16 protein-coding genes and 1 pseudogene are annotated in these 19,617 nt (G+C 71.5%); 3 read left to right on the top strand and 14 right to left on the bottom strand.

Going from position 1 to position 19,617, the window contains the following annotated elements:
• Positions 1–140: 140 nt before the first annotated feature.
• From OG413_RS12270 to OG413_RS12205, 14 genes are all read right to left on the bottom strand, one after another.
• Positions 141–803, bottom strand: a complete 663-nt coding sequence (locus tag OG413_RS12270; protein WP_266805052.1) for a response regulator transcription factor — start codon at positions 801–803, stop codon at positions 141–143.
• On the bottom strand, positions 800–2,161 hold the full coding sequence (locus tag OG413_RS12265; RefSeq protein ID WP_266805050.1) for a sensor histidine kinase: 1,362 nt from the start codon (positions 2,159–2,161) through the stop codon (positions 800–802). The genes OG413_RS12270 and OG413_RS12265 overlap by 4 nt, the downstream gene beginning before the upstream one ends.
• A gap of 202 nt (positions 2,162–2,363) precedes the next feature.
• Positions 2,364–3,239 carry an alpha/beta hydrolase gene (locus OG413_RS12260; RefSeq protein WP_266805049.1) on the bottom strand — a complete coding sequence of 292 codons (876 nt, stop codon included), beginning with the start codon at positions 3,237–3,239 and terminating at the stop codon, positions 2,364–2,366.
• 229 nt (positions 3,240–3,468) lie between these two features.
• The gene (gene kynU, locus OG413_RS12255) at positions 3,469–4,698 is read right to left on the bottom strand and encodes a kynureninase (RefSeq protein ID WP_266810096.1); all 1,230 of its coding nucleotides are present in this window, start codon (positions 4,696–4,698) and stop codon (positions 3,469–3,471) included.
• Between the two features lie 13 nt (positions 4,699–4,711).
• A complete protein-coding gene (locus OG413_RS12250) occupies positions 4,712–5,560 on the bottom strand; it encodes a tryptophan 2,3-dioxygenase family protein (RefSeq protein ID WP_266805048.1) in 849 nt (282 codons plus the stop codon).
• 232 nt (positions 5,561–5,792) lie between these two features.
• On the bottom strand, positions 5,793–6,206 hold the full coding sequence (locus tag OG413_RS12245) for a DUF3151 domain-containing protein (protein WP_266805047.1): 414 nt from the start codon (positions 6,204–6,206) through the stop codon (positions 5,793–5,795).
• A 48-nt stretch (positions 6,207–6,254) separates the two neighbouring features.
• Entirely contained in the window at positions 6,255–7,763 is a 1,509-nt protein-coding gene (locus OG413_RS12240; protein ID WP_266805046.1) for a DHA2 family efflux MFS transporter permease subunit, read from the bottom strand.
• A 443-nt stretch (positions 7,764–8,206) separates the two neighbouring features.
• A complete protein-coding gene (locus OG413_RS12235; protein WP_266805044.1) occupies positions 8,207–9,364 on the bottom strand; it encodes a MalY/PatB family protein in 1,158 nt (385 codons plus the stop codon).
• A 112-nt stretch (positions 9,365–9,476) separates the two neighbouring features.
• On the bottom strand, positions 9,477–10,499 hold the full coding sequence (gene fbaA, locus OG413_RS12230) for a class II fructose-bisphosphate aldolase (RefSeq protein WP_266805043.1): 1,023 nt from the start codon (positions 10,497–10,499) through the stop codon (positions 9,477–9,479).
• 190 nt (positions 10,500–10,689) lie between these two features.
• Positions 10,690–11,229, bottom strand: coding sequence for an orotate phosphoribosyltransferase (gene pyrE, locus OG413_RS12225; protein ID WP_266805042.1), 540 nt, complete (start codon positions 11,227–11,229; stop codon positions 10,690–10,692).
• Positions 11,230–11,259: 30 nt separating this feature from the next.
• Positions 11,260–12,054, bottom strand: a complete 795-nt coding sequence (locus OG413_RS12220; RefSeq protein ID WP_266805040.1) for an aldose 1-epimerase — start codon at positions 12,052–12,054, stop codon at positions 11,260–11,262.
• Between the two features lie 22 nt (positions 12,055–12,076).
• Positions 12,077–12,961, bottom strand: coding sequence for an SRPBCC family protein (locus OG413_RS12215; RefSeq protein WP_266805039.1), 885 nt, complete (start codon positions 12,959–12,961; stop codon positions 12,077–12,079).
• 114 nt (positions 12,962–13,075) lie between these two features.
• Positions 13,076–14,674, bottom strand: coding sequence for a polyamine aminopropyltransferase (locus OG413_RS12210; RefSeq protein WP_266805037.1), 1,599 nt, complete (start codon positions 14,672–14,674; stop codon positions 13,076–13,078).
• 108 nt (positions 14,675–14,782) lie between these two features.
• Positions 14,783–15,304 (bottom strand): DUF2617 family protein, encoded by a 522-nt coding sequence (locus OG413_RS12205; protein ID WP_266805035.1) that lies wholly within the window; start codon positions 15,302–15,304, stop codon positions 14,783–14,785.
• A 781-nt stretch (positions 15,305–16,085) separates the two neighbouring features.
• Here OG413_RS12205 and OG413_RS12200 point away from each other — a divergent pair.
• The 3 genes and pseudogenes from OG413_RS12200 to OG413_RS12190 all read left to right on the top strand — a co-directional run.
• Positions 16,086–16,841, top strand: a pseudogene (locus tag OG413_RS12200) (aminotransferase class I/II-fold pyridoxal phosphate-dependent enzyme); the annotation flags it as partial.
• 109 nt (positions 16,842–16,950) lie between these two features.
• The gene (locus OG413_RS12195) at positions 16,951–18,105 is read left to right on the top strand and encodes a pyridoxal phosphate-dependent aminotransferase (protein WP_266805033.1); all 1,155 of its coding nucleotides are present in this window, start codon (positions 16,951–16,953) and stop codon (positions 18,103–18,105) included.
• 112 nt (positions 18,106–18,217) lie between these two features.
• A complete protein-coding gene (locus OG413_RS12190; protein ID WP_266805032.1) occupies positions 18,218–18,970 on the top strand; it encodes a transposase family protein in 753 nt (250 codons plus the stop codon).
• Positions 18,971–19,617 lie beyond the last annotated feature (647 nt).

Below are 19,617 nucleotides of genomic sequence, written 5' to 3'. Positions count from 1 at the left end.
GGGGCGGACCGGCACCGGCCGCGGAGGCTCCGGTGCGTACGGGGCGGACCGGCACCGGCCGCGGAGGCTCCGGTGCGTACGGAGCGAGCGGGCCGACGCCGCACGGGGCCCCGCCCCGGAGCCACCGCCCGTCCCCGCCCTCAGCCGGGCGTGACCAGCCGGGCCTCGTACGCGAACACCGCCGCCTGGGTCCGGTCCCGCAGCCCGAGCTTCACCAGGATGCGGCTGACATGCGTCTTGATGGTGGATTCGGCGACCACCAGATGGGAGGCGATCTCCGCGTTCGACAGACCCTGCGCGATGAGCACGAGCACCTCCGTCTCCCGTTCCGTGAGATCGCCGATCCGGGCGAGGGCGGGCGGCCGGGGTGTCTCGGCGACCTTGGCGAACTCGGTGATCAGCCGCCGGGTCACGGTCGGCGCGAGCAACGCCTCGCCGGACGCCACCACCCGTACGCCATCGGCGAGTTGCCGCGCCGAGGCATCCTTGAGCAGGAAGCCGGAGGCCCCGGCCCGCAGCGCCTGGTACACGTACTCGTCGAGGTCGAACGTCGTCAGTACCAGCACCTTCGCGTCCGCGTTCCGCGCCACGATCTCGCGGGTCGCCTCGATGCCGTTCATCACCGGCATCCGGATGTCCATCAGCACCACGTCGGGGCGCAGTGCCGCGACCTGCGAGACGGCCTGCCGCCCGTCGACCGCCTCACCGGCGACCTCGATCCCCGGCATCGCGTTGAGCAGCACGGAGAAACCCTCCCGCACCATCATCTGGTCGTCGACGATCAGGACCCGGATGTCGTTCATGCCTTCTCGTCCCGCTCGGTGTCGTATCTGTCGTGCGTGTCGTCCCGCGTGTCCCGCGTGCCGTGTGCGTCGTGCGTGTCGTGCGTGGTCTGTACGGGGATGAAGGCGGCGATCTCGTATCCGCCGGCCTCGGTCGCCCCCGCCGTCATCTCCCCGTTCAGCATGGCGACCCTCTCCCGCATTCCGGTGATCCCGTGCCCGGCCCCCGGTGAGGGCTTCACCAGGCCGGTGGGCGGCCCATTGACGACACGCAGCCCGAGGCCGCCGAGCACATAGGCGAGCTCGACCTGCGCGGTGGCGCCCGGTGCGTGCCGCAGCGTGTTGCTGAGGGCTTCCTGGATGATCCGGTACGCCGACAGCTCGACGCCCTGCGGAAGCTCGCGCACCGCACCGGTGATCGTCTTCTCCGACTCCAGCCCCGCCTCCCGCACATTGGCGAGGAGTCCGTCGAGCCCGTCGAGGGTGGGCTGCGGGGCGTCCGGCGCCTCGTAGTCGTCCGCGCGGACCACTCCGAGGACCCGGCGCAGCTCGGTGAGGGCGGCCACCGCGTTCTCCCGGATGGTGACGAACGCCTGCTCCAGCTCGGGCGGCGGGTTCTCCACCCGGTAGGGGGCCGCCTCCGCCTGGATCGCGACGACGGACATGTGGTGCGCGACGACGTCGTGCAGCTCACGGGCGATGGTGGTGCGCTCCTCCAGCAGCGTGCGCCGGTCGCGCTCGACGGCGGTGACGGTGCGCTGCACGGTCACCTCACGCTGGGCGTCGCGCCGGACGTGGACGATGCCCACCACGAGCAGTGCCATGGCGGAGAGCACGAGCATCGGCCCGATGCTGGAGGAGTACCGCATGGGTCCGCTGTTCTCCATCAGCAGGGCGAGCAGCAGGCTGGCCGTCCACATCCAGGCGGCGGTACGCGGCCGTGTCCTGGCCGCCACGACCACCAGGACCACCAGGTGCGCGAAGAAGCTGCTGGGCCCCCACAGCCAGTCATTGCTGGTCACGGCGGTGATGAAGGAGACCGCCATGGACAGCCAGAACGCGGCGACCGGCCTGACCAGGGTCAGCGCGACCGGAACCGCGGGCAGCGCACCGAGGAAGAACTGCCGGTGCCACGTGTCGATCGCGAGCGTCACGGTGAAGAACGCGGCCAGCAGTACCAGGGCGTGCGGGGTCCAGACGGCGTGCTTCCGCAGCCGTGCGGGCACCAGCCGGAAGAACCGCCCCTCGCCGCTCATCGGGGCCAGCGGGCGGTAGGCGAAGATGTCGTGGAAGAGGTCCTGTCGCAGGCCGGCTATCGCGCCCTTGAAGGCCCGCAGCTCCGGGCTTCTGGTCTTCGTCTGGGTCTGGGTCTGGGTCACGCCTCCACGGTAGGCGGCGGCGCGGCGCCGGTCGTCCGCAGTGATACGGATTCCGGAGCGTCCCCCTCAAGTACTACGAGGCGCACCCGCGCGCCCGGCGCACAGCCCCGCACATCCCCGCACGGCGCACCCGCACACCGCCGCGAGCCCCGCGCACGCCCCACCGCACAGCAGCACGACACGCCCCCGCGCCCGCCCGCCCTCACCACGCCAGCTGGGCCAGCTCCTCCGCCACCACCGCGCACGCGTCCGCCGACGGGTCGATCAGCGGGAAGTGGCCGACGCCCTCCAGCAGGGTCAGCCCCACTGTCTCGCCCGCCTTCGCCGCCGCGTCGACGAACGCCTCCGACACCGCCTGCGGCACGGTCAGGTCGTCGGTGCCCTGCACCACGGCCGTCGCGATGCCGGTCGGCAGCAGCACGGCCGGATCACTGGACGCCCGACGGCCCTCGAAGTCATCTTCCCCACCCAGGAGTTGCCCCACGGCGCCGGAGCAGATCCCCAGCTCGACAGCGGCCGTGAAGTCGGCGATCGGCGCCAGGGCGACGACTCCGCGCAGCGGCGGCGGCGAGGGCAGCCGCCACGGAGACCCTTCGGGAAGCTCGTGCCGGGCCGCCGCCCACAGCGCCAGGGTGCCGCCCGCCGAGTGTCCGGTCACCACGGTCCGCCGCAGATCGGCCTGCGGCAGTTCCCGGGCGGCCAGCACCGGCAGGGCGTCCATCGCGGCGGCGACGTCGTCGAACGTCTCGGGCCAGCGGCCCGCGACCGGCCCCGCACCGCCCTGCCGCGGGATCTCGCCGCCGCGCCGGTACTCCACGTTGGCGACGGCGAAGCCGCGCCGGGCCAGGAAGTCCGCGAGCGGCGAGACATGGGCCCGGTCGTACGGGGCCCGCCAGGCCCCGCCGTGGAACAGGACGACGAGCGGCACCCCGGTCCGGCCGTCGCGCGGTGCGAAGAAGTCGATCACCTGGTCGGGGTGGCTGCCGTAGGCGGCGGACCGATCGGGGGCGACCACCGGATGCGCGAACGCCGACTCGGTCTCGGCGGCGTCACGATCACGCGCGGCAGAATCCGACATGCTGCTCCAACCGTCCAATGCCAATGCCTGTGCCAGTGCGTGTGCCTGTGCCAGTACGTGTACCAGTCAGCCAGTACCGGCGCGTGGTCCCGACGCCAGTGTGTACCCACACGGTGGCCGGGTCTGTGCCGGGCCTGTGCCGGGGCCATGTGCCCAACTGGCGTGACCTGCGGGGACGGTACCAGTCGGGGGCGGCCCGTCCGGACCGCCCCCGTCCGGTCACTTCCCCTCACTTCCCCTTCGGCACCTCGGCCAGCACCTCGGCCAGGACGCGCGCGGCCCGTTCCGCGTCCGCGAACCCCACGTACAGCGGAGTGAACCCGAACCGCAGGATGTCCGGTCGCCGCAGGTCACCGACGACGCCCCGCTCGATGAGCGCCCGCATCACCGGCTCGGCCTCCGCGCAGCGCAGCGCGACCTGGCTGCCGCGCTCCGCGTGCGCGAGGGGAGTGATCGAACTGACCCGGCCGTCCGGCACATACGCGGCGACGCACTCCAGGAAGAAGTCCGTCAGCGCGAGGGACTTGGCCCGTACGGACTCGACGGACACCCCGTCCCACACGTCCAGCGCGGCCTCCAGCGCCAGCATGGACAGGATGTCCGGGGTGCCGACCCGGCCCCGTACGGCACCGTCCGCCGGGGCGTACGCGGGCGTCATCGCGAACGGGTCCGCATGCGACGTCCACCCCGGCAGGGGCGAGTCGAAGGCGGCCTGATGGCGCTCGGCGACGTACAGGTAGGCGGGCGAACCGGGGCCGCCGTTCAGGTACTTGTACGTGCAGCCGATGGCCAGGTCCACCCCGTGCGCGTCCAGGCCGACCGGCAGGGCGCCCGCGCTGTGGCACAGGTCCCAGACAGCGAGGCCGCCCGCCGCGTGCACGGCGGCGGTCAGCCCGGGGAGGTCGTGGAGCCTGCCGGTGCGGTAGTCGACGTGGTTGAGCAGGACGACGGCCGTACGCGGGCCCAGCGCGGCCGTCACCTCGGCGGGCGCGACCGGGACGATCCGGTGGCCGGTCATCCGGGCGGCGGACTCGGCGATGTACCCGTCCGTGGGAAACGTCGTCGCGTCAACAAGGATCTCGTCGCGTCCGTCCGCCGCCAGCCGGCTCGCGGCGACGACCGCCTTGAAGACGTTCACGCTGGTCGAGTCGCCGACGACGATCCGCCCTGCGGCGGCCCCGACGAGCGGCGCGATCCGGTCGCCGATCCGCTCGGGCGCGGTCCACCAGCCGCTCTCTTCCCAGGACCGGATGCGCAGCTCGCCCCACTGACGGGTGAGGACGTCCTGGACGCGGTCGGGTACGTGGGCCGGCAGCGCACCCAGCGAGTTGCCGTCGAGGTAGACGGTGTCGTCGAGGGTGAACAGGGCTCGCCGGGAGGCGAGTTCGTCGGCGGCGTCGAGCGCGGCGGCCCGCGCGGCGAGGCCCGTCGCGGCCGTCGTGCCCCTCGCGCCCGTCATACCCGTCGTGGTCTCAGACATGGCTGCGCGCCGTCCACAGCTCGGGGAACACGTTCTTCGTGGCCCGCTTCTCCAGCCAGGCCACTCCGGCGGAACCGCCGGTGCCGGTCTTGGAACCCATCGCCCGCCGGGTGGCGACGAGATGGTCGTTGCGCCAGCGCCAGACCAGTTCGCCGACGTCGGTCATCAGCTCACCGAGCCGGACGAGGTCGTCGTACCGCTCCGGATCGCCGTAGATCTCCGCCCAGACGGCCTCGATCTCGGGGGACGGCTCGTACTTCCGGGTCAGGTCCCGGCCGAGCACGGCCTGCGGCACGGCGTGGCCGCGCCGGGCGAGCAGGGCGAGAACCTCGTCGTACAGGCTGGGCTCGCCCAGCGCCTTCTCCAGCTCGGCGTGCACACGGGGCGCGCCCCGGTGCGGCACGAGCATGGACGCGGACTTGTCGCCGAGCAGGAACTCCATCCGCCGGTACATCGCCGACTGGAAGCCGGAGCCCTCGCCGAGCGCGCCGCGGTAGGAGTTGAACTGGCCGGGGGTGAGTGCGGCGAGCGGGGTCCAGGAGGCGTTGAGCGCCTCCAGTTCCCGCAGCGAGCGCTTCAGTGCGTCCCGGGCGACCGGTATGCGGTCCTCGCGCAGGGCGTGCGCCGCGGTCTCCCACTCATGGACGATGACCGTGAACCACAGCTCCATGACCTGGGTGGTGACCAGGAAGACCATTTCGCCGGGGTCGTCGGAGCGAAGGTGCTGGAGGTGGGTCAGGACATCCGCCTGGACATAGTCCTCGTACGGAGTCGTTCCCGCGAAGTCCAGGTGCGGGGCCTGCGCACCGGTGGCTTCGGGGCCGGGGTGGTTGGTCGACATTTCTGTCTCCTCGACACGAGCTTCCGGGTAGCGGTCCGCCCCTTCCGTGAGGTGGTGGAGCTCCGGTCCCCTGTCCGCATCCTAATCCGGGCGCGCGCCGGGCGTGCGCCGGACCGGCGGCCCTCCCGGCGCACCGGGAGGGCCGGACACCGGGACAGCACGGGGCCCCGCGGGCGGTGGTGCGGCCCGCGGGGCCCGGTGAACTGTGCTGCGTACGGGTGGGGGGGGCGGCTCAGCCCAGGATGTCGGCGGCGGTCGGCGAGGAGTCCCGCAGGAACGTCGAGCAACGCTCGTACTCGTCCTGCTCGCCGATCACCTGGGCGGCGCGGGCGAGGGCGTGCAGCGCGCGAAGGAAGCCGCGGTTCGGCTCATGCTCGAACGGGACGGGGCCGTGGCCCTTCCAGCCCGCGCGGCGCAGGGAGTCGAGGCCGCGGTGGTAGCCGGTACGGGCGTACGCGTACGACTCGATGACCCGGCCGCCCTCGAACGCCTCGTCGGCGAGCTGAGCCCAGGCCAGCGACGAGGTGGGGTACTTCGCCGCGACGTCGGCGGGCGGCGTACCGCCCGCGAGCAGCTCGCGGGGCTCGGGGTCGTCGGGCAGATGGGTCGGGGCAGGGCCCCCGAGAAGGTTCTCGTGGATGGACATGGGATCAAGTGTGCCTGGCACGGGGGGCCGGTGGGGCCGCACCCCGGTTCACGTTCCGGCGCGTGTGTGCGGCTCGTGCTCCGGCTCCAGGGGCGGCGCGGCGACCCCGCAGTGCACGGCGCACTCGGGCCGGGTGTCACGGGCCGCCGCGGGCGGGGTACGCACCGTCCAAAAGGCGATCACCGCGCCGGCCACCAGCAGCCCCGCGCACATCGGCATGGCCCGCCGGAAGGTCGCGGCGAACTCGCCCGCGTCCCGGTACGCCTCCGGCCCCATGCCCGCGAGCAGCGGCAGCGCGGCCACCGCGATCAGCCCGGCGGCACGGGCCGCCGCGTTGTTGATGCCACTGGCCAGCCCCGCCCGCCCGGCGTCCACGGCGGCCAGGACGGTCGCGGTGAGCGGCGCGACGAGCGTGACCAGGCCCAGTCCGAGCATCAGCACGGCGGGCAGCACGTCGCTCAGGTACGAGGTCACCGAGGCCCCGGGTCCGACCCGCAGCATCAGGAGCATCCCGGCGGCGGCCAGCAGCGGGCCGACGGTGAGCGGGATACGGGGGCCGATGCGCCGCCCCAGGTCCCCCGCCGAGGCGGAGAACAGCAGCATCAGGACGGTGGTGGGCAGCAACGCGGTGCCCGCGCCCAGCGCCGAGTACCCGGCGACCACCTGGAGCTGGATCGCGGAGAGGAAGAAGAAGCCGCCGAGAGCCGCGTACACACAGAACGTCACGATGTTGACCGAGGTGAACAGCCGGGACGCGAAGATCGACGGCGGCAGCATCGGATCCGGCCGCCGCCGCTCCACCCGCACGAACGCCACGCCGAGCAGCACCCCGGCCACGGCCGAGCCGATGACGAGCGGCGACGCACCGCGCCCCGGCGCCTCGATCAGCGCATACGTCACCCCGGCGAGCGCGAGCGCCCCGAGCACGGCCCCCAGGACGTCGAACCGGCCGTGTGCCGCCGGGTCCCGGGACTCCGGTACGTGACGCAGCGCGACGGGCACACAGATCGCGGCGAGCGGCAGATTGAGCAGGAACACCCATCGCCAGCCGGGCCCGTCGACGAGCCAGCCGCCGACGAAGGGACCGACAGCGGCACCGACCCCGCCGAGCCCCGACCACAGGCCGACGGCGCGGGCCCGGTCGTCCGGGTGGAAGCTCGCCTGGATGAGGGCCAGCGATCCGGGGGTGAGCAGCGCCCCGCCGACCCCCTGGAGGGCCCGTGCGCCGATCAGCACCGCGGCGTTCGGCGCCACCCCGCACAGCAACGAGGCGAGCGCGAACCACACGACCCCGACGACAAACACCCGCCGCCGCCCGTACCGGTCCCCGAGCGCCCCGCCGAGCAGGATCAGCCCGGCGAGGGTGAGCATGTACGCGTTGACGGTCCACTGCAACGCGGCCAGATCGGTACCGAGGTCCTTGCCGATGCGGGGCAGGGCGACATTGATGACCGTGGAGTCCAGCATCGCCATGCTGGAGCCGAGCACAGTGGTCAGAACAACCCAACGCCCGACAGGCGACGCAACGCGAATGCTCCCCGGCTCGGCATCAGGCATAAGAGCAGCATCCCCGCGATCCGCCACCCCGGCCAGAGGAAACCCCGACAACCACCCGCCCAAAACCCACCCAGCGGCCGTACGCGCCCCGCCCGGCAACCACCATCCACCCCACCCGGCGGCCCAAACCCCAGCCCGCTCAGCGACCAAACCCAGCCCGCCCGGCGTTTGAGGGCATCTGAGGGCATCCTTTCGCCCACGGCCCGAGGCCGAGCCACCAAATCCCAGCCCGCCCGGCGGTTGAGGGCATCTGAGGGCATCCTTTCGCCCACGGCCCGAGGCCGAGCCACCAAATCCCAGCCCGCCCGGCGGTTGAGGGCATCCTTCCCCGGGGCCCGGGGCAGCGCCCCGGTTTCGGGAAGGGGCGGGTAGGGGAACACGCCCGCCGCAGGCGCCCCACCCCCGCGCCCCACCCCCACACCCCTACGGCACCCCCCGCCCCCCTACCGCCCCACCCCCCGAATCAACGCCTCCACCCCCACCCCCACCTTGCTCCGCGGACACCCCACATTCAGCCGCAGGAACCCCTCCGCCCCGTACACCGACCCCGGCATGATCGCGACCTTCTCCCGCTCGATCAGCACCCGCTGCAATGCCTCGTCGTCCACGCCCAGCGGCCGCAGGTCGATCCACGCCAGGTAGCCCGCCTGCGGCGGCTCCCAGCCCAGCTCGGGGAAGGCCGTGTTCAGCCGTTCCGCGACCAGCGCCAGGTTCCCCGCCACATACGCCCGCACCGCGTCCAGCCACGGCCCGCCGTCCCGGTACGCCGCGATGTGCGCGGTCAGCGAGAGCACGGCGGGCGAGGCCAGCCCCTCCGCCGTCTCCATGCGACGCAGGAACTCCACCCGGTCGGCCGCATCGCCGATGATCCCGTACGAACCCGTCAGCGCCGGAAAGTTGAACGCCTTCGACGCGGAGCTGATGACCGCCCAGCGCCCGTCGCCGCCCACCCGCGTCCACGGCACATGCCGGTGCCCCTCGTGCACGAAGTCCGCGTGGATCTCGTCACTGATCACGGCCACCCCGTGCCGCCGGGCCGACTCCGCCATCGCCTCCAGCTCGGCCTCCGTCCACACCCGCCCGGTCGGATTGTGCGGCGAACACAGCACGAGCACCTTCGCGTCCGCCCGTGCCAGCTCCCGCTCCAGCGCCTCCGCGTCGCCCACCGGAACGCCCCGCGGCTCCCGCCCGAGCCCGGTGATCGCCTTGCGGAAACCGTCGTACGTGGGGGTGTGGACGATGACCCCGTCGCCCTCGCGCGTCCACATCTGCAACAGCTGCGAGAGCTGGCTGAGCACCGAGGGCCCGTAGACGAGCCGGTCCGTGTCGATCGTGGTGCCGTAGCGGGTCGCGTACCAGTGGGCTATCGCCGACCGGAAGTCGTCCTGCTGCCAGGTGGTGTAGCCGAGCACCCCGTGATCGAGCCGGGCCCGCAGCGCGCTCAGCACCTCGGGCGCCGTCTCGAAGTCCATGTCGGAGATGGTGAACGGCAGCAGACCGTCCACTCCGAACCGTTCGGCGACCCCGTCCCACTGGACGCACCAGGTGCCGCGGCGGTCGACGACGGTGTCGAAGTCGTAGGACGAAATCGGCGTACTCACAACGGATCCCTCAATTCGGTGCGTCACTTCAGTGCGTCATTGATGCCGCCCGGACATGCCATGGGCCCGGCACCCCAAGGGGTACCGGGCCCACGACGGAGGTCCGTACGGACTACTTCAGCTTCGTACCGGTGGAGCGCAGGTTCGCGCACGCCTCGGTGACACGCTTGGCCATGCCGCCCTCGGCGGACTTGCCCCAGCTGCGCGGGTCGTAGAACTTCTTGTTGCCGACCTCGCCGTCGACCTTCAGGACGCCGTCGTAGTTACGGAACATGTGGTCCACGATCGGCCGGGTGAAGGCGTACTGGGTGTCGGTGTCGAGGTTCATCTTCACGACGCCGTTCTCCAGCGCGGTGGCGATCTCCTCCGCCGTGGAGCCGGAGCCGCCGTGGAAGACGAAGTCGAAGGGGGAGGACTTGCCGTACTTGGCGCCGACGCCCTCCTGGAGGTCCTTCAGGAGCTCGGGGCGGAGCACGACGTTGCCCGGCTTGTAGACGCCGTGGACGTTGCCGAAGGAGGCGGCCAGCAGGTAGCGGCCCTTCTCGCCCAGGCCGAGCGCCTCGGCGGTACGCAGCGCGTCGTCGACGGTCGTGTACAGCTCGTCGTTGATCTCGTGCGTGACGCCGTCCTCCTCGCCACCGGTCGGGGTGATCTCGACCTCAAGGATGATCTTGGCGGCGGCGGCCTTGGCGAGCAGCTCCTGACCGATGGCCAGGTTGTCGGCGAGGGTCTCGGCCGAACCGTCCCACATGTGCGACTGGAACAGCGGGTTGAGGCCCTTGGCGACGCGCTCCGCGGAGATGTCGATCAGCGGACGCACATAGGTGTCCAGCTTGTCCTTGGGGCAGTGGTCGGTGTGCAGCGCGACCGTGATGTCGTACTTGGCGGCGACAATGTGCGCGAACTCGGCCAGGGCTACGGCGCCCGTCACCATGTCCTTGTTGTACTGGCCGCCCAGGAACTCCGCCCCACCGGTGGAGATCTGGACGATGCCGTCGCTCTCGGCCTCCGCGAAGCCGCGCAGCGCAGCGTGCAGGGTCTGGGTCGAGGTCACGTTGATGGCCGGGTAGGCGAACTTTCCTGCCTTCGCCCGGTCGAGCATCTCGGCGTAGACCTCGGGGGTTGCGATGGGCATCTGACCGCTCCTTGGGATGTGCGGGTGTGCAGTGCTGGTCCCTGACCTGGGGGCGACGTCATCGTCGCCCCCATCTTCCCAGACTCCCGCCCCGGCTCCACCCGGAGGACCCCCACGGGTACGCGTCCGGGGTGGGAGGTTTCACGTGAAACCTCCCACCCCGGAGAGAAACCGCAGGTCAAGCCCTATATCAGCCGAGGTCGAGGTCGGCCACCGAGTAGACCTGGACATACGGCAGCCCGGCCTCGGCGATGGCCGGGGCGGCACCCCGCTCCACGATCACGGCGACGGCGACCACCTCGCCACCCGCCTCGCGCACCGCCTCCACGGCGGTCAGCGGCGAACCGCCGGTGGTCGAGGTGTCCTCGACGACCAGGCAGCGACGGCCCTTGACGTCCGTGCCCTCGATGCGGCGCTGCATGCCGTGCGCCTTCTGCGCCTTGCGGACGACGAACGCGTCCAGGCTTTCCCCGCGCGCCGCGGAGGCGTGCAGCATCGACGTGGCGACCGGGTCGGCGCCCAGCGTCAGACCGCCGACGCAGTCGTAGTCCAGTGCGGCGGTGGCGTCGAGCATGACCTGGCCGACCATCGGCGCGGCCTTGCCGTCCAGCGTGATCCGGCGCAGGTCGATGTACCAGTCGGCTTCCAGACCCGAGGAGAGGGTCACCTTGCCGTGCACCACGGCCTTGTCCTTGATCTGCTGGAGCAGGTCAGCGCGTACGTCAGTCATGTCAACGAGGGTAAGCGCTGCCGCCCCCGCTCAGAGCCGCACCCAGCTCCAGGTGGTCGCGATCTCCAGCGGGTCGATCGGAGTGACCAGCCGGGGCGCGGTGTTCAGCCCGTTCGGCGGCCCGGACTGCGGCTCCACGCACACCGCCTCCTCCTGCTCGTCGTAGATCACGACCCATTCGTCCCGGCTCTTCACCGTCAGTTCCAGTTGCTCCGGCCAGGTGAGCTTCACGTCGACACCGTCGGGCATCCCGAAGCAGTCGTCCCACGGGCCGGGCAGCGGGTCGATCCGCCGGCCGGTCGGCAGGTGGTCCGCGCCGCGCTCCTCCTGCCAGGCGGCGTCGAAGGTGAGCTGTGCGTCCCGGCCCCCGGTGTTCCGGCGGAACCAGGGATGCCAGCCGGCCTGCGCGGGGAAGGAATTCCCGTACGTCTCGACGGACAGCCGCAGCGTGAGCGCGTCCTCGGTCAGCTCGAAGGTCTGCGTCACCCGGCCCTCGTACGGCCACGGCTCGGCGAGGTCGTAGTAGAAGGCCGCCTCCGTCGCGCCCTCCCGGGCGGTGTGCCAGGCCGTGTCGCGGCCGGTGCCGTGGATGGCGTGCGGCGGGGAGTTCAGCGGCAGCCGGTGGACCGCGTCACCGTTGCGGAACACCCCGTTCTCGGTACGTCCGCACCACGGCACCATCGGGAAGCAGCCGTACCGCTCCCCCTGGCGCAGCAGTTCGGTGCCACCGATCCGCAGGCTGCTGATCCGGCAGCCATGGACGGGGTCAACGGTCAACTCGGCGTCGCCGACGGTCAGCCGGACGTTCTTCGCAGCTCTGCTCACACCCCCGACACTACTGGCGCCGCTACCTCCGGCGCCGCAGCGCCCGGCCCAGCACGACGGCGGAGGCGATCGCGAGGGCGGCGGCGGGGGCGGCCCAGCGCAGGACGGTGCCCGCGCCGCTCGCGTCGGGCGAGGGCACGGGGGCGTACCGGCCGCGCGGCGGCGCGTGGTCGACCTCCTCGGCGCTGCGCCCGATCATGGTCCGCCGGGCATGCGCGGCCTCGGCCGGGGGCTCGTCCGGCACGGTGAACTCCACCTCGATGACGGGGTCGAGCGAGGGCGGCGGCACGGGCGCGTCGAACACGGACGCGTTGCCGACGGCCGGTGCCCCGCCCTGGACATCGTCGTCGTCATCGTCATCGTCATCGTCGTGCAGAGCTTCATCCCGCAGAGCGTCATCTGCGGCTTCGGCCGCATCGGTCGGCGCGTCCCCGCTCAAGTCCGCCACGGGCGACGCCTGTTCCTCCTCGTGGGAGGCCAGCGTCTCCGTCACCAGCTGCTGCGTGAAGCGGTCCAGCAGCCGGTGGGCCGCCGCGAGCGCGGCCGCCGCGTCCAGCTCCTTGAGCCGGCCGTCACCGCTCGCCGTGCCCGTGAACGTCAGCGTCGTACCGCCGTCGGTCTCCGTGAGGCCGATGGTCAGCGCCAGCTTCACCGCACCGGTGCCCCGGGCCTCCGCGCCCTCACCGGTCACCGAGAAGCGGTCCCCGTGCGGACCGGACAGCCGCAGCACACCCCGGTACGTGATCGTGTGGCCATCGGCCCTGATCTTCAGGCGGCCGGCCAAGGGCCCGGCCGACGCGTCGGCGTCCTGCTGGAGACCCGGTACGCAGCGGGCGACGCGGGCAGGATCGCCCAGCGTCCGCCGAAGGGACGGGGCCGGAACCGGAACGAACACCTCATGCTCCATGGAAACCGAGCCTACTCAGCCCCGGCCGGTACGTCAGCGCTTCCGCACCCCGCACTCCCTCCACCGGCCCCGCCGGGCCCGCGGCGGCCCCCCGCGCACCACACCCCCCGAGGATCACTTCCCCTCCCAGTAACGCGGGTGGACCAGCGTCGACGGCTCCTGCCCCCTCACCCGTACGCTCTCCGCGGACCGCCCCGCCGTGTGCACCTCCCGCTCCCCCAGCGACCGCAGACCGGGGCTCCCGGCGGCCAGCCCCAGCGGTGGCGGCCCGCCCGCGGAGGCCAGGACGAAGCCCCAGTCGCGCGGGCCCCGCCCGTCTCCGTTGGCCCGGTCCGGGCTCGCCGCGAAACCGGAGAGCCTGCCGGTGACGCGGTACGGCCTGGGCGTGAGGCCGCCCGCCCGGACCGAGGCCTCCACCGTCCAGAACGTCCCCGGCCGGACACTCAGCGGCCCCGCGTGCACCACCAGCCGCCCGCCCGGCGCGAGGGCCTCCGCGACCAGTCCGTAGAACTCCGCCGAGTAGAGCTTGGTGCTCGCCGTGATGCCCGGGTCCGGCAGGTCGGAGATCACCACGTCGTAGCGGTCACCACCGGCCCGGAGCCAGGTGAACGCGTCCCCGCCGACCGCGGTGAGCCGCGGGTCCCGGTACGCGAGCCCGTTCAGGTCGCGGAGCGCGGGGTCCGTACGGGCCAACCGGGTGACGGCCGGGTCCAGCTCGACCACCGTCAGCTCCCGCACATCCCGGTAGCGCAGCACCTCGCGGGCGGCGAGCCCGTCGCCGCCGCCCAGGATCAGCACCCGCTCGTGCTTCCCGTTCATCGCCGGGTGCACCAGCGCCTCGTGGTAGCGGTACTCGTCACGGGCGCTGACCCGCAGGCGCCCGTCCAGATACAGATCGAGGGAGTCACGGCCGGACCCGGTGAGCACGACCTCCTGCACCCCGGTCTGCACGGCGACCCGCACCTCGTCCCCGTAGACCGCCCGCCGCGCCGCCCGCTCGAAGTCGTCGACCAGCACCGTGGCGACGGCCAGCAGCAGGATCACCGTGAGGTTGGCGAGGACGAGGAGCCACCGGGACCTGGAACTGAGGTCGCGCCGGAACAGCCACAGCACCAGCGCCCCGCCCGCCGCCGCGTTCACCGCACCGGTGAACAGGGCGCCGGTCAGCTGGCCCAGTACCGGCAGCAGCAGAAAGGGGAACGCCAGTCCGCCGACCAGCGCCCCGACGTAGTCGGCGGCGAAGAGATCCGCGACGGCCCCGCCCGGGTCCTGCCGGTCGACGCGCTGGATCAGCGTCATCAGCAGCGGGATCTCCGCACCGATCAGCACCCCGATCGCCAGCGAGAACCCGACCAGCGCGTACCGCGACTCCCCGAGCCACGCGAACGAGGCGTACAGCACGAGCGCCGAGGAGCCGCCGATCAGCGCGAGGGCGGCCTCGATGAGCCCGAAACCGACCGCGGCACGGCAGCGTAAACGTTTCGCGAGAAGAGAGCCGATACCCATCGCGAACACCATCACGGACAGCACGACGGACGCCTGCGTGACCGAGTCACCGATCAAGTAGGAGGCGAGCGCGACCAGTTCGAGTTCGTAGACCAGGCCGCAGGCAGCACAGATGAAGACGGCGGCCAGCACGAGGAACCGGCCGGTACGGGGCCGTACGGGAAGTCCCGCCCCGGCCCCTCGCAGCGGCACCTGCTGGTCGATCATGAAGCGAACGCTACGTCACGAACCGATCGCCAACTGTCACCCACACGGGTGTAAGTGACCGGGGCGGGCCGGGGCGGACCGGAGAAGTCCCCATGGCGGCCCGCCTGTTCAGAGGACGGGCGCCGGCATCCGCACACCCACCCGGGTACGGGTCACCACCAACTGCCCCTCCTGCGGGTACGCGTGCCACGTACGCCACCGCACCTGGCCCTCGGTCCGCTGCGCCAGCATCGCCGTGAAGGCGTGCGGGCTGCCCGGAAAGGTCCCCGCGAGACCGTGCGGATGGTCGGCGACCAGGGCGAGGAGCTCCTGGGCGCGCCCGGCGAACGAGCCCTCCGACAGCGTCTCCACCCGCGCGGCGAACTCGTACTCCCAGTCCCCGAGCCGCTTGGCGACACCGAGGGGCAGGGGTGTGCTGCTGCCCGGAATGCAGGCAACGGTCTCCGAGCAGGTGCCGCTCTCCTCCTCCAGGAGGACCTGATGGGAGGCACCGAGAAGCCTCAACTGGACAGTGGCGTCGGCGAGCTGGAGGTCGAGGACGGCGAGGGCGGGCAGCGGCTCCCGTCCCAACGCCCAGGCCAGGTCGGCAGCTCGGGTATCGGAATAGGCCGTCTGGAGGGTCGTGAGCATGGGTCGGCTCCGCAAACACACATGGACACATGGACAGGGAGCGTCCCCCGTAACAACGCGCATAGGAGTGGGGAACGCCCGATCAGGTCCAACTGGGGTCCGAGGGCTGAATGTTCTGTACTGCGAGGGAATCACGAAGTACGCCTCACTCACAGCGTTTTTGCCCAACTTGACGCGGTTTCCATCCCCTCGGGGGCTGCCCGGTTCACCTGTTCAACTCGAACCCCACGCGTTGATCAACAAAAAGGTGTCCGGCGGGAGTTCACCCACCGGACACCTGACGGAACATCTACCGGTCAGCTGCCGCCTCCGCCGCAGCCGCCCCCGCCGCCGCACGAGGAGCTGCCACCCCCGCACGACGAACTGCCGCTTCCGCACGAGTGGCCGCCGGAGTGACCTCCCGAGTGGCCACCGGAGTGGCCGCCGGAGTGGCCGCCGGAGTGGCCGCCGCTGCCGCAGGACGAGCCGCCGCCGCTGTTACCGCCCGTGTTACCGCCGCCCGCCCACCAGCTGCCCCCGGCCGCCGCTCCCCCCGCGGCCCGGCGCCTGCCGCTCCGCCGGTTGCCCGCCCGCACCACGAGCGCGAGCACGGACCCGATCACCACAAGCACGATCACTACCGTGAAGAAGGCTCCCACCTGTCCCCACATCCTTCCGTCCCCCGAAGCGGAATCCCCCGCTTCATGTTCATGTCGCTTCTTGCGTGTGTGGGGGATGCCCCCGCCCCGCCGGAGCCAAAGCGGACTTGAGCAACTCCAGAGCTTCGGCACAGGATGGGTCCATGACTCAGGGACGACCGCTGCTCAACCGCCGCCTCGCCGAGTTCGGCACGACGATCTTCGCGGAGATGTCGGCGCTGGCCGTACGGACCGGATCCCTCAACCTCGGCCAGGGCTTCCCCGACACCGACGGCCCCGACGAAATCCGCGAGGCCGCCGTACGGGCCCTGCGCGACGGGCGCGGCAACCAGTATCCACCGGGGCCCGGCGTGCCCGAACTCCGTACCGCGATCGCGGACCACCAGCGGCGGCGCTACGGCCTCATCCACGACCCCGACACCGAGGTCCTGGTCACGGCGGGCGCCACCGAGGCCATCGCCGCCGCGATGCTCGCCCTGCTCGAACCCGGCGACGAGGTCATCGCGCTGGAGCCCTACTACGACTCGTACGCCGCGTGCATCGCCATGGCGGGCGGCACCCGGGTCCCGGTCACGCTCCACCCCGACCGGGACACGGGGACCTTCCGGCTCGACCTCGGCGAACTCCGCGCGGCCGTCACCCCCCGCACCCGCCTGATCCTGCTCAACACCCCGCACAACCCCACCGGCACGGTCCTCACCCGCGAGGAGCTCGCCGCCGTCGCCGCGCTCGCCTGCGAACGCGACCTGCTCGTCGTCACCGACGAGGTGTACGAGCACCTGGTCTTCGAGGGCGAACACATCCCGCTCGCCTCGTTCCCCGGCATGCGCGAGCGCACCGTCACGGTGAGCAGCGCGGGCAAGACCTTTTCCTTCACCGGATGGAAGGTCGGCTGGGTCAAGCCATTTTCACCCACCTATTTTGTGACCTGCGCATGATCTTGCCCTCTTGCGTCCGACAGGATGGACCGCAGACGATCGGGATCACACGCGAGGAGATGGTGGGGACATGGGCGACAGGCCGCTGCTGAACCGCAGGCTGGACGGATTCGGCACGACGATCTTCGCCGAGATGTCGGCTCTGGCGGTGAAGACCGGAGCGATCAACCTTGGGCAGGGCTTCCCCGACACCGACGGCCCGGAGGAGATCCGCGAGGCAGCGGTCCGAGCTCTGCGCGACGGCCGCGGCAACCAGTACCCGCCCGGCCCCGGCATCCCCCAACTGCGCACGGCCGTCACCGAGCACCAGCAGCGTTTCTACGGCCTGGCCTTTGATCCCGACACCGAGGTCCTGGTCACCGCGGGCGCTACCGAAGCCATCGCCGCCACGATGCTCGCGCTCCTTGAGCCGGGCGACGAGGTCATCGCCTTCGAGCCGTACTACGACTCGTACGCGGCCTGCATCAGCATGGCCGGCGCCACCCGCGTCCCGCTGACCCTCCGCGCTCCCGACTTCCGCCCTGACCTCGACGCGCTCCGGGACGCGGTGACAGACCGCACCCGCCTACTGCTGCTCAACTCCCCTCACAACCCGACGGGCATGGTGCTGACCCGGGAGGAGCTGTCGGCGATCGCCGAGCTGGCTGTCGAGCGAGACCTGATCGTGGTGACGGACGAGGTGTACGAGCACCTGGTCTTCGACGGCGAGCACATCCCACTCATCTCGCTGCCAGGAATGCGCGACCGCACGGTCTCCATCTCCTCCGCCGGCAAGACCTTCTCCTTCACGGGATGGAAGGTTGGCTGGGTTACCGCGTCTGCACCGCTGGTCACGGCCATCCGCACGGCTAAGCAGTTCCTGACGTACGTGTCATCCGGTCCATTCCAGTACGCAGTCGCGGAGGCGTTGCGCCTGCCAGACGGCTACTTCACCGGCTTCCGCGAGGACCTGCGGGCGAAGCGCGACATCCTTGCCGACGGGCTCTCGGCGGCGGGCTTCGAGGTCTTCCGCCCCCAGGGCACTTACTTCATCACCACCGACATCGCCGCCCTCGGCGAGAAGGACGCCCTGGCCTTCTGCCGGAGTCTGCCAGAACGGTGCAGAGTGGTGGCCGTCCCCAACTCGGTCTTCTACGACGACCCAGTGGTCGGCCGCAGCCAGGTCCGTTTCGCGTTCTGCAAAAGGGAGGACGTCCTGCGAGAGGCTACTTCCCGCCTTCAGTGAACCTCTTCCAACCTGACGGGTGGTTGGGCCGGCAGCCCCGGCGGCGGGCATGAGGAAAGCTCCTGGTAAACGGGTTCACGACCAAGATCACCAGTCCGCCAGGAGCCTTCGCGTGCTTGTCTACCCGTCCGGCATCGATCTGTCCAGCCGCACTCTGCGGCATCTCTCCGGTCTTCTCGCAGGTCACCGCCGTCGGATCGGTTCACGCTGGCGGCGCCTGACCTGCGGCCGACAGGCCATGCTCGTCCTGGCCCACCTACGCTGCGGCGACACCTACGCCCGTCTCGCCGCAGGCTTCCGCATCGGGATCGCCACGGCCTACCGCTACATACGCGAGGCCGTCGACCTCCTGGCCGCTCTCGCGCCCACGCTGGAACAGGCCATGACGACCGTCCGCAAGAAGGCGTACGTGATCCTTGACGGCACCGTACTGCCGATCGACCGCATCGCCGCCGACCGGCCGTACTACTCGGGGAAGAAGAAGCATCACGGGATGAACGTGCAAGTCCTCGCCGATCCCGCCGGACGCCTGATCTGGGCTTCGGACGCACTGCCGGGAGCCACACACGACCTGACCGCGGCGCGGGTCCACGGCATTCCCGCCGCCCTCGCCGCAGACGACATCAAGTGCTGGGCCGACAAGGCGTATCAGGGTGCCGGCCCTGCGATCCGTGTCCCGATCCGTGGCAAGCACCTGCGCGGCTGGCGCCGACGTCACAACCGCGATCACGCCAAGATCCGCAGCCTCGGCGAACGCGCCATGGCCATCCTCAAGTCCTGGCGGCTCCTGCGGAAACTTCGCTGCAGCACCACCCGGATCACCGCCGCCGTCCGAGCCGTCGTCGCCCTCGAACTCGCCACCTGATCAAGATGGAAAAGGCTCAGTGATGGTGAGCCGCCCTTCCAGGCAGCTCAGGGCGAACAGGCATCAAATTCCTGTGCAGGACTGCAGGTTGATACCAGGCACAAGCTACGCTCGCGCCCCCTCAATACGGGCTGCCCGTCGGGCGGGCGGAGGAAACGGCACTCGCCGAAACTACCCCTGCCCCCGCATCCGAGGAGGCTAGACGCGGGGCCGCGCTTCTGTCCCGCCTGGGCAGAGCCGAGCCGAAGCTGGCCCTGAGCACCGCAGACGCGCTCACCCTGGCCCAGCTGGCCACGCGGTGGCTGAACGCTGGGGTGTCGGACTTGGAGGCCAGCTCCCTCCTCACTGCCGGGCTGCCCCCGGTGGTACACAGCTCACGGGCGCTCCTCGCGGGCCGCCTCGACGCAAGCTGCCCGCTGGCGTACCCGGCAGGGCGCCGGCGCCCCGAGGTCGCCGCTAGCGGACTGCGCCGAGTGCCGCAATCCCCTGCCGCGCGGCAAGCAGGCCGACAACTGCGCTGTCTGTACGGGTGCGGCGGCCCCTGTCGACAAGGTCGCACCCGTCTCGGAGATGGTGCCCGATGGGGTAGCAACTCTGCGTCGGCGCCACGTGCTCAAGGACCGCCGCGATCCGGACTTGACCCCCGC

This window comes from Streptomyces sp. NBC_01433 (assembly GCF_026340105.1).
In the GTDB taxonomy this organism is placed as follows: Bacteria; Actinomycetota; Actinomycetes; order Streptomycetales; family Streptomycetaceae; genus Streptomyces.
The sequence above is the reverse complement of the archived record's forward strand: the minus strand, read 5'-3'. Positions and strand labels throughout refer to the sequence as shown.

Coding starts and splice junctions, on each gene's coding strand:
- OG413_RS12245 (WP_266805047.1), bottom strand. CDS start 6,206: ATGTCCATCCACGAGAACCTTCTCGGGGGCCCTGCCCCGACCCATCTG.
- OG413_RS12260 (WP_266805049.1), bottom strand. CDS start 3,239: ATGTCGGATTCTGCCGCGCGTGATCGTGACGCCGCCGAGACCGAGTCG.
- OG413_RS12240 (WP_266805046.1), bottom strand. CDS start 7,763: ATGCCTGATGCCGAGCCGGGGAGCATTCGCGTTGCGTCGCCTGTCGGG.
- OG413_RS12205 (WP_266805035.1), bottom strand. CDS start 15,304: ATGCTCACGACCCTCCAGACGGCCTATTCCGATACCCGAGCTGCCGAC.
- kynU (WP_266810096.1), bottom strand. CDS start 4,698: ATGACGGGCGCGAGGGGCACGACGGCCGCGACGGGCCTCGCCGCGCGG.
- OG413_RS12250 (WP_266805048.1), bottom strand. CDS start 5,560: ATGTCGACCAACCACCCCGGCCCCGAAGCCACCGGTGCGCAGGCCCCG.
- fbaA (WP_266805043.1), bottom strand. CDS start 10,499: ATGCCCATCGCAACCCCCGAGGTCTACGCCGAGATGCTCGACCGGGCG.
- pyrE (WP_266805042.1), bottom strand. CDS start 11,229: ATGACTGACGTACGCGCTGACCTGCTCCAGCAGATCAAGGACAAGGCC.
- OG413_RS12210 (WP_266805037.1), bottom strand. CDS start 14,674: ATGATCGACCAGCAGGTGCCGCTGCGAGGGGCCGGGGCGGGACTTCCC.
- OG413_RS12195 (WP_266805033.1), top strand. CDS start 16,951: ATGGGCGACAGGCCGCTGCTGAACCGCAGGCTGGACGGATTCGGCACG.
- OG413_RS12270 (WP_266805052.1), bottom strand. CDS start 803: ATGAACGACATCCGGGTCCTGATCGTCGACGACCAGATGATGGTGCGG.
- OG413_RS12215 (WP_266805039.1), bottom strand. CDS start 12,961: ATGGAGCATGAGGTGTTCGTTCCGGTTCCGGCCCCGTCCCTTCGGCGG.